Genomic DNA, 5,879 nt, shown 5'->3' on the forward strand with positions numbered 1-5,879 from the left:
GTGTGCGAGTGGGTTCCCGACCCCCTCATCCCGTACGCCGGGAGCCGGTTCCAGCAGCGGCTGCGGGCGACGGTCCCCGAGGACGCGGTGCTGGTGGTCTCCGACGTCCTCACCGCCGGCCGGGTGGCGCGCGGCGAGCGGTGGGCGGTGGACGCGCTGGTCTCCCAGGTGGAGATCACCCGTCCCGACGGTACCCCGGTGGTGGTGGACACCACGCGGATCATGGGCAGAGCGGGTGCCGGGGTCGGCGCCGGGGTCGGCGCCGGACAGACCGGGCCCGACGACGACATGGTCACCGGCGGGTCCGATGCCATCGGCACACTGTTCGTGCTGGCGCCGGGGCCGGCGGCGGACCTGGCGGCCTCGATGCGTGCGGCCATCGGCTCGAGCGTGGGCGTGCGCTGGGATGAAGTGCGCTGCGGGGTGAGCACCCTGCCCGAGGGGTGCGGGGCGTGGGCCCGGGTGGTGGGCGGCAGCCCGGAGGCGGTGGATGCCGCTGTTCGCGCGGTGTGGTCCGCCGCCCGGAAACACGTCCTGGGGGCGCCGGCGCCGGACCTGCGCAAGGGCTGAGAAACCCAGGGTTCACTGCAGGTGGATCGAGGCAACACAGACGAAACACTGTGGAACCGTGCGGCTCACATGAAACTCATAACTTTGCGTTCATCGAGCGTCGATCCCCGAGAAGCGGGGGCCATCGACAGCCCGCCCACGGCAAGGATGAACCCGCGTGAAATCCATCTCCAGACGCACTGCTGCCGCCGCCGCCCTCGTGGTCCTGGGGGCCGGAGCCCTCACCGCCTGCGGCAACCGCACCTCGGACACCGCCGCGGCTTCCGCGGAATCGTGCGTGGACACCTCAGGCGACACCATCAAGATCGGGTCGCTGCACTCGCTCTCGGGAACCATGGCGATCTCCGAGCGGACCGTGCGAGACTCCGTCGAGCTCGCCGTGGAGCAGATCAACGCCGACGGCGGAGTGATGGGCAAGCAGATCGAGACCGTGGTCGAGGACGGGGCCTCCGACCCGGCCGTGTTCGCGGAGAAGGCGCAGAAGCTCATTACCAGCGACTGCGTGGCCGCGATCTTCGGGGGATGGACCTCCTCCTCCCGCAAGGCCATGCTGCCGGTGGTCGAGGACAACAACGCGCTGCTCTACTACCCCGTCCAGTACGAGGGGCTCGAGGCGTCGGAGAACATCTTCTACACCGGCGCCACCACCAACCAGCAGATCGTCCCGGGGCTGGAGTACCTCAAGGAGCAGGGCGTCGAATCGATGTACCTCGTCGGTTCGGACTACGTCTTCCCGCAGACCGCCAACCGCGTGATCAAGGCGTGGGCGGAGGCCAACGACGTCGAGATCCTCGGTGAGGACTACACGCCGCTCGGGTCCACCGACTTCTCCACCATCGTCAACAAGGTGCGCACCGCCGACCCGGACGCCGTCTTCAACACCCTCAACGGCGACTCCAACGTGGCCTTCTTCCGCGAGTACACCAACGCCGGCCTCACCGCCGAGGACACCCCGGTGGTGAGCGTGTCGATCGCCGAGGAAGAGGTCCAGGGCATCGGCGCGGACAATATCGAGGGCCAGCTCACGTCGTGGAACTACTACCAGACCATCGAGAGTCCGGAGAACACGTCGTTCGTCGAGGCGTTCAAGGCCAAGTACGGCGAGAACAGGGTCACCTCCGACCCCATGGAGGCCGCGTACACCTCGCTGTTCCTGTGGAAGAACACGGTCGAGAAGGCGGGCAGCTTCGACGTCGCCGAGATCCAGGAGAACGCCGGCGGCGTGAGCTTCGACGCCCCGGAGGGCACCGTGACGATCAACGGGGACAACAACCACATCTCCAAGACCGCACTCGTCGGGGAGATCCGCCCCGACGGCCTGATCTACGAGGTGTGGAGCTCGGGCGAGCCCATCGAGCCGGACCCCTTCCTCGAGGGCTACGACTGGGCCGGCGACCTGTCCGGTAACTGACCTAGTCCGAGTCCACCGCCCCCCGCGGCGGTCCCGGTCACCGGGGCCGCCGCGGGCGGGCGCACGCAGGAGAAAGGAGCCGGTGTGGACGTCATCATCGGTCAACTCGCGACGGGACTGAGCATCGGCTCGATCCTGTTGCTCGCAGCGCTCGGCCTGTCCCTGACCTTCGGGCAGATGGGCGTCATCAACATGGCGCACGGCGAGTTCATCATGGCCGGCTGTTACACGGCCTACGTCATCCAACAGTTCGTCGCCGCCTCCGGTGCGGGGCTGGCGATCTCCCTCGTGGCGGGGTTCGTGGTGGGCGGGTTGCTCGGGGTGATCCTCGAGGTGCTGCTCATCAGACGGCTGTACGCCCGACCGCTCGACACACTGCTCGTCACCTTCGGCGTCGGGCTGGTGCTGCAACAGATCGCGCGCGACATCTGGGGAGCCCCCGCCGTCAACGTCGAGGTGCCCGCGTTCCTCCGCGGGAACCTGGTCCTGCTCGGGGCCTCCGTCCCGTACACGCGGGTCTTCATCTTCCTCCTGGCGGTGGCGTGTGTCGCCGCACTCATGGCGGCCATGCGGTTCACCCCGATGGGGCGGCGCATCCGGGCCGTCACCCTCAACCGCGACCTCGCCGAGAGCTCCGGCATCAACTCACGCCGCAGTGACCTGACCACGTTCTTCATCGGTTCCGGCCTCGCCGGGGTGGCGGGCGTGGCGCTGACCCTCATCGGTTCGACGAGCCCCACCATCGGGCAGTCCTACCTCATCGACGCCTTCCTCGTGGTGGTGGTCGGGGGCCTCGGTCAGCTGAGGGGCGCCGTCATCGCGGCCTTCGCGCTGGGGATCCTCAACTCGTTCTTCGAATACTCCACGACCGCCTCCGTGGCGAAGGTGCTCGTCTTTGTGACGATCATCGTCTTCCTCCAGATCCGCCCGCAGGGGCTGTTCGCCGTCAAGACCAGGAGCCTGGCATGACCGACACCGCCACCATCGGCACCACCACCCCGGACCCGGCCGAGCCGGCCGCGGGTCGTCGGGGACGGCCACCTCGTCTGCCCCTGCCCGGCGAGCTGACCACCGAGGGCGAACGACCCCGCTGGGTGTTCTGGGTGGCGCTCGCCGTCGCCGCGATCCTCATCTTCGGCGTCGCACCCGCCCTGTTGAGCGAGTTCCGGCTCAACCTGCTGGCCAAGTTCTTCTGCTTCGGCATCGTCGCCAGCGGGATCGGCCTGGCGTGGGGGCGGGGCGGCATGCTCACGCTGGGTCAGGGCGTGTACTTCGGCGTCGGCGCGTACGCCATGGCGATGTACCTCAAGCTCGCCGACGCCCGCGACCGCGGCGGTCCCGACGCCCTGCCGGACTTCATGCAGATCGCCGGGATGCGATCGCTTCCCGGGTACTGGGAGCCGTTCGCCTCGCCGGTGTTCACCCTCGTGGTGATCCTGCTCCTGCCGCCCCTGCTGGCCTTCGGGTTCGGATATCTGGTGTTCAACCGCAAGGTCAAGGGCGCCTACTTCGCGATCCTGTCCCAGGCTCTCGCGGCCGCCGCGGCGATCTTCCTGGTCAGCCGGCCCGAGCTCGGCGGCTCCAACGGGCTCAACCGGTTCACCGGGTTCTTCGGCTTCGCCCTGTCTGATCCGGCCAACCGCCAGATGCTGTACTTCATCACCGGTGGCGCCCTCATCGGTGTGGTCTTGCTGGTGCGCCAGTTCATGCAGTCGCGCTTCGGTGAGCTGCTCGTGGCCGTCCGCGACCAGGAGGAGCGGGTCCGCTTCCTGGGGTACGACCCGGCGCTGGTCAAGTCCCTGGCGTACGCGGTCGCCGCCTTCGCCGCCGGGATCGCCGGCGCGCTGTTCGTCCCGATCGTCGGGATCATCTCGCCCTCGGCGATCGGCATCGCCCCGTCGATCGCGTTCCTCATCGGCGTCGCGATCGGTGGCCGGGCCACGTTGCTCGGCCCGGTCCTGGGAGCGATCGGAGTGGCCTGGGCGCAGACGACCTTCTCCGAGGCCTACCCGTCGCAGTGGACCTACCTGCAGGGTGTGCTCTTCATCGTCGTCGTGGGCTTCCTGCCCGGCGGTCTGGCCAGCCTGTTCGTCATCCGCCGGCGCCGCAGGTCCACCGGGTCCGGCCCCGCGACCCCCGCCACCACCGGATCCACCGGATCCAACACGGAGGAGACCCCATGACCCCCACCGCTGTGGCCACCGATTCGACCGGGGCCGGAGGCGGCCGCGCCGGCGCCTCGACGGGACGGACCTACCTGGAGGTCCGCGGTCTGACCGTCTCGTTCGACGGGTTCCGTGCCGTCGACGGGGTGGACCTGACGCTGATCCAGGGTGATCTCAAGTTCCTCATCGGACCCAACGGCGCGGGCAAGACCACCGTCGTCGACGCGATCACGGGGCTCGTCCCGGCGACGGGGACGGTCGACAAGACCGGGCAACCGGTGCTGGGGATGAAGACACACAAGATCGCCCGCATGGGGATCGGCCGGACCTTCCAGACGGCCAGCATCTTCGAGGACCTCACGGTAGAGCAGAACCTGGACATCGCGGCCGGCTCCGGTCGGGGATGGATGACCCTGCTGCGGCGTCGCCGAGGCCGCGCGACCGTGGTCGCCGAGACGCTGGACACCATCGGTCTCGAGCACCTGGCCGGAACCAAGGCCGGGGTGTTGGCCCACGGTCAGAAGCAGTGGCTGGAGATCGGCATGCTGCTCGTCCAGGACTCCGACGTGATGCTCCTCGACGAACCCGTCGCCGGCATGGGGGCGGATGAGCGCAAGGCCACCGGCGAACTGCTCCAGCGCATCGCCGCCGACCGCACGGTGGTGGTGGTGGAGCACGACATGGACTTCATGCGCGACTTCGCCACCTCGGTCACCGTTCTCGCGGCCGGCAAGGTCCTCGCCGAGGGCACGGTCGCCGAGATCCAGGCCGACCCCAAGGTCCAGCAGGTGTATCTGGGCACCGCGGCCGCCACCGGCACCGAACTGGAAACCGGTACCGAGCCGGAAAGCGGTACCGAGCCGGAAAGCGGCACCGAACCCGAGATGGAGTCAGACGAATGAGCGCACTACTGCAGATGTCCGGCGTCCGCGCCGGGTACGGCGGGTCCGAGGTGCTCCACGGGGTGGACCTGGAGGTCCCCGCCGGGGGCGTGGCCGCGGTGCTCGGACACAACGGGGCGGGAAAGACGACCCTGCTGCGGGCCGCCGTCGGTCTGCTGCCGTGCAAGGCCGGCACGATCACCTTCGACGGCCAGGACATCACCGGACTCAAACCGCATGGCCGAGTGGCGCTGGGTATCGGCTACGTGCCCCAGGGTCAGCAGTCGTTCACCCAGCTCACGACCGCCGAGAACCTGCGGGTCGTGGCGGACGGGCGCAAGCGGGGGAAGGCGCTCATCGACGAGTCACTCGACCTGTTCCCGGCGCTCAAGGAGCTGCTGGATCGGAAGGCCGGGTTGCTCTCCGGTGGGCAGCGGCAGCAGCTGGCCATCGCCCGGGCGCTCATCACCGAGCCGCGGCTGCTGGTGCTGGACGAGCCGACCGAGGGGATCCAGCCCAATGTCGTGGCCGAGATCGAGCGGATCATCGTGGACCTGGCCTCGCGCGGCGACCTGTCCGTGCTGCTGGTCGAGCAGCATGTGGGGTTCTCCCTGAGGGCCTCGGACGTGTTCTACGTGGTGGAGTCGGGGCGGGTCACCCACTCGGGCGCCTCCGACGACACCGCCGCCCACGAGGTGACGTCGGCGCTGGCGATCTGAGCGAACCAGCCCCCTCGCCAAGAGCGTTCCGCACACATCGGCCGAGAGGCAGGTGTGCGGAACGCTCTTCTCGATGCCGCGGGCCGGACTGCGGGCCGGGCGGCGGGCCGGGCGGCGGGACCGGTCAGCGCGG

At 69.2% G+C, this 5,879-nt stretch carries 6 protein-coding genes; all 6 read left to right on the forward strand.

The genetic code is table 11. The features are described from left to right. Positions 1-570 (forward strand): urease accessory protein UreD (locus G6028_RS04720; protein WP_182658200.1); only part of this gene is annotated, 570 nt, incomplete at its 5' end. 157 nt (positions 571-727) lie between these two features. After that, positions 728-1,981: an urea ABC transporter substrate-binding protein gene (gene urtA, locus G6028_RS04725; protein ID WP_182610273.1), complete on the forward strand. Its 1,254-nt coding sequence runs from the start codon at positions 728-730 to the stop codon at positions 1,979-1,981. 84 nt (positions 1,982-2,065) lie between these two features. Next, a complete protein-coding gene (urtB, locus tag G6028_RS04730) occupies positions 2,066-2,950 on the forward strand; it encodes an urea ABC transporter permease subunit UrtB (RefSeq protein ID WP_182610272.1) in 885 nt (294 codons plus the stop codon). Continuing rightward, positions 2,947-4,164 carry an urea ABC transporter permease subunit UrtC gene (urtC, locus tag G6028_RS04735; protein ID WP_241730545.1) on the forward strand — a complete coding sequence of 406 codons (1,218 nt, stop codon included), beginning with the start codon at positions 2,947-2,949 and terminating at the stop codon, positions 4,162-4,164. Before urtB ends, urtC begins: the two co-directional genes overlap by 4 nt. Next, positions 4,161-5,048 carry an urea ABC transporter ATP-binding protein UrtD gene (gene urtD / locus G6028_RS04740; protein ID WP_182658201.1) on the forward strand — a complete coding sequence of 296 codons (888 nt, stop codon included), beginning with the start codon at positions 4,161-4,163 and terminating at the stop codon, positions 5,046-5,048. Before urtC ends, urtD begins: the two co-directional genes overlap by 4 nt. Continuing rightward, positions 5,045-5,746, forward strand: a complete 702-nt coding sequence (gene urtE, locus G6028_RS04745; protein ID WP_179523259.1) for an urea ABC transporter ATP-binding subunit UrtE — start codon at positions 5,045-5,047, stop codon at positions 5,744-5,746. The genes urtD and urtE overlap by 4 nt, the downstream gene beginning before the upstream one ends. Positions 5,747-5,879: the final 133 nt, after the last annotated feature.

This window comes from Dietzia cercidiphylli, from assembly GCF_014145145.1.
GTDB lineage: Bacteria > Actinomycetota > Actinomycetes > Mycobacteriales > Mycobacteriaceae > Dietzia > Dietzia natronolimnaea.

What these genes read in the sequence shown, in the direction of transcription:
- urtD (WP_182658201.1), top strand. Translation starts at nt 4,161, where the DNA reads ATGACCCCCACCGCTGTGGCCACCGATTCGACCGGGGCCGGAGGCGGC.
- urtC (WP_241730545.1), top strand. Translation starts at nt 2,947, where the DNA reads ATGACCGACACCGCCACCATCGGCACCACCACCCCGGACCCGGCCGAG.
- urtE (WP_179523259.1), top strand. Translation starts at nt 5,045, where the DNA reads ATGAGCGCACTACTGCAGATGTCCGGCGTCCGCGCCGGGTACGGCGGG.